Origin of the sequence: Kingella sp. (in: b-proteobacteria) (assembly GCF_030527935.1) — a bacterium.
Taxonomy (GTDB): domain Bacteria; phylum Pseudomonadota; class Gammaproteobacteria; order Burkholderiales; family Neisseriaceae; genus Kingella_B.
This window is the reverse complement of the sequence record NZ_JAUMZV010000072.1, coordinates 1-2,795: the sequence shown is the minus strand read 5'-3', so window position 1 is coordinate 2,795 and position 2,795 is coordinate 1. Positions and strand designations below refer to the sequence as shown.

3 protein-coding genes are annotated in these 2,795 nt (G+C 55.5%); all 3 read left to right on the top strand.

All coding sequences use genetic code 11. The annotated features are described in order from the left end of the window. The first annotated feature begins 168 nt into the window (after positions 1-168). The 3 genes from pgl (at position 169) to Q4A85_RS13180 (ending at position 2,229) form a co-directional block, all read left to right on the top strand. Positions 169-870, top strand: a complete 702-nt coding sequence (gene pgl, locus Q4A85_RS13190; protein ID WP_303111089.1) for a 6-phosphogluconolactonase — start codon at positions 169-171, stop codon at positions 868-870. Continuing rightward, positions 851-1,831 (top strand): glucokinase, encoded by a 981-nt coding sequence (locus Q4A85_RS13185; protein ID WP_303111087.1) that lies wholly within the window; start codon positions 851-853, stop codon positions 1,829-1,831. The genes pgl and Q4A85_RS13185 overlap by 20 nt, the downstream gene beginning before the upstream one ends. A gap of 74 nt (positions 1,832-1,905) precedes the next feature. Next, positions 1,906-2,229, top strand: coding sequence for a hypothetical protein (locus Q4A85_RS13180; RefSeq protein ID WP_303111085.1), 324 nt, complete (start codon positions 1,906-1,908; stop codon positions 2,227-2,229). Positions 2,230-2,795 lie beyond the last annotated feature (566 nt).

Genomic DNA, 2,795 nt, shown 5'->3' with positions numbered 1-2,795 from the left:
GCTTATTTTTCCCAAACTGTTGTGTAAACAACGCGGTTGATTTCTACACCTAATCAAGCCGCGCACCGTTTTAACCATGTTCAACGCGGGAATAACGATATTTGATTTTCAGGCTGCCTGTTAGCGCAGATAAAACTCCCCTCCTTTTTTCCCCCCCAAGGCACAACCATGACCGCCCCATTCACCCAAACCGAATCACCCGCCGCTTCCGCGCAAATCCTAGCCGATACCGTCGCCCAAAACCTGCGCGACACCTTGGCAACGCAACCCCGCGCCACGCTCGCCGTATCAGGCGGCAAATCACCCATCGCCTTTTTCCAAGCATTAAGCCAGCAAGATTTAGACTGGGCGCGGGTCAACATCACGCTGGTGGACGAGCGCATCGTCCCCACCCGCCACGCCGACAGCAACACAGGCTTGGTGCGCCAACACCTGCTGCAAAACCGTGCCGCCGCTGCGCAATGGCTGCCGCTGATTGACGATGCCGCCAGCGAAGGCAGCCTGAAAAACACCGCCGATGCCGTCGCCTTTGCCCTGCGCCATTACACTCAACCCGATGTACTCGTGCTCGGCATGGGTGGCGATGGGCACACCGCCAGCATCTTCCCGCAAGCCCCGCAGTTTGCCGATGCCGTGCGCGCCGACTATCCCCAGCCGCTGCTGCACACCAGCCCCATCACCGCGCCACACGAGCGCATCAGCATGACGCTCGCCGCCATCGTCGCCACGCCCCACGTTTATCTCGCCATCGCAGGCGCAGACAAACGCCGCGTGTACGAAGCCGCCGCGCAAGCGCAAACCGCGCAGTATCCCATTAGCTATGTTCTCCACTCCCGAAAGGTAAACGCTCATGTCATCTACAACGACTAACCCCCCCCGCCTGATTGCTGACATCGGCGGCACCAACGCCCGCTTCGCGCTGGAAACCGCGCCGCAGCAATTTGAACACATTGAAGTGCTGCCCTGCGCCGACTACGACACCATCGTGGATGCCGTAAAAGAATATTTAAAGCGCGTGGGCACCCCCAGCGTGAGCAACGCCGCCATCGCCATCGCCAACCCCATCGTGGGCGATTGGGTGCAAATGACCAACCACCATTGGGCATTTTCCATAGAAACCACGCGCCAAGCCCTGCATTTAGACAACCTGCTGCTGCTCAACGACTTCACCGCGCAAGCCCTTGCCATCACGCAAACATCCGCCGAAGACTTGGTGCACGTGGGCGGCGCACAGCCGATTGAACACGCGCCCAAAGCCGTTATCGGGCCGGGCACAGGCTTGGGCGTAAGCGGGCTTATCCCCACACCCAACGGCAGCTACGTCCCACTCGCAGGCGAAGGTGGACACACCAGCTTCCCCCCGTTTGATGATGCCGAAATCATGGTATGGCAATACGCCAAGCGCAAACACGGGCACGTTTCCGCCGAACGCTTTTTAAGCGGCGCAGGCTTGATGCTGATACACGAAGCCCTAGCCGAGCGCGAGGGCGTAAAACGGCAAAAACTCACCGCCGCCGAAATCAGCGAACGCGCATTAAGCGGCACATCGCCGCTATGCCGCCTAACGCTGGATATGTTCTGCGCCATGCTCGGCACAGTCGCATCCAACCTTGCGCTCACGCTGGGCGCACGCGGCGGCGTGTATCTATGCGGCGGCATCATCCCTCGCTTTATTGATTACTTCCAATCATCGCCATTTCGCCAACGCTTTGAAAGCAAAGGGCGATTTGATGCCTACCTTGCCGCCATCCCTGTTTACATCGTGCAAAGCCAATACCCCGGTATCGTGGGCGCAGCGGTGGCGTTGGATAACCATTTGCAGCATTTGTAAACAGGATAGGCAGCCTGAAAATGGGTTTCAGGCTGCCTATGCCTATTGATTACCCCCCAAAAAAACTCCACACCATGAAATCCCACATTGTCGCCGTTTTATTACTCCTAACCGCGCACAGCCATGCCAACAGCCCCACCGTTGATATGCGTGGCACGGTTCAAATCTCCTTTGAGCAAGCCGAGTTTATCTATCAAGGGCAAACGTATTATTTGAATGACGAAAACGGCGTGTTATCCGAATGGATAAAGCAGCAGCGGGCAGCAAGCAAGGCGTTTTTTATCCGCCAAAACCTTTGCCTAAACGGCTTTATCCAAAGCAAAGCGGATAATCATAACCACGGCTTTGGCGCGTTGGGGCGGTATGAGCGGGCGGTTGTGGTGCGGAAGATGTGTTAGCGTTATTTGAACCATATTAGGCAGCCTGAAACGTGGTTTTTTCGTTTTCAGGCTGCCTAATGTTCGGCGTGTAGGAGGTGTGAACTGGTTCACGCACCGTTTAACAATACTTAATGGTGCGTGGCAAAGCCACACGCCTATGCTTACGATACACCAAAGGCAGCCTGAAACGCCCCCCCGTTTCAGGCTGCCTTATCCATTGGCATCTACTTGCGCAAAATCTGCGATGTAATCGCGCTATCGGTAATCTTGTCGTCATCGGCAAGCAGCATGGCTTTGGATAGCACCACAGAGAGCGCGCTGTCGCCTTCAAATGGCACGAATAATTTTTCGGCGTAAGTAACAAAATGGAGGCTATTTTGGAGGACTTTTCTTCTAAGTAACAAAATGGAGGCTGTCGTTACGGTTTTATTGAGAAGTAGTCCTTAATAAACCTAACCTTGCCTTCCTTGCGCATCCCCTGATAACACCTCAAAAGCCGTTTCATGTCCGAGAATGTGCCGTCCAAGAGAGTAGCGGCGGACGGTTTGGGCTTGGTGGAAGTGGCAAAGTTGTACGGGAATGTC

Coding starts and splice junctions, on each gene's coding strand:
- Q4A85_RS13185 (WP_303111087.1), top strand. CDS start 851: ATGTCATCTACAACGACTAACCCCCCCCGCCTGATTGCTGACATCGGC.
- pgl (WP_303111089.1), top strand. CDS start 169: ATGACCGCCCCATTCACCCAAACCGAATCACCCGCCGCTTCCGCGCAA.
- Q4A85_RS13180 (WP_303111085.1), top strand. CDS start 1,906: ATGAAATCCCACATTGTCGCCGTTTTATTACTCCTAACCGCGCACAGC.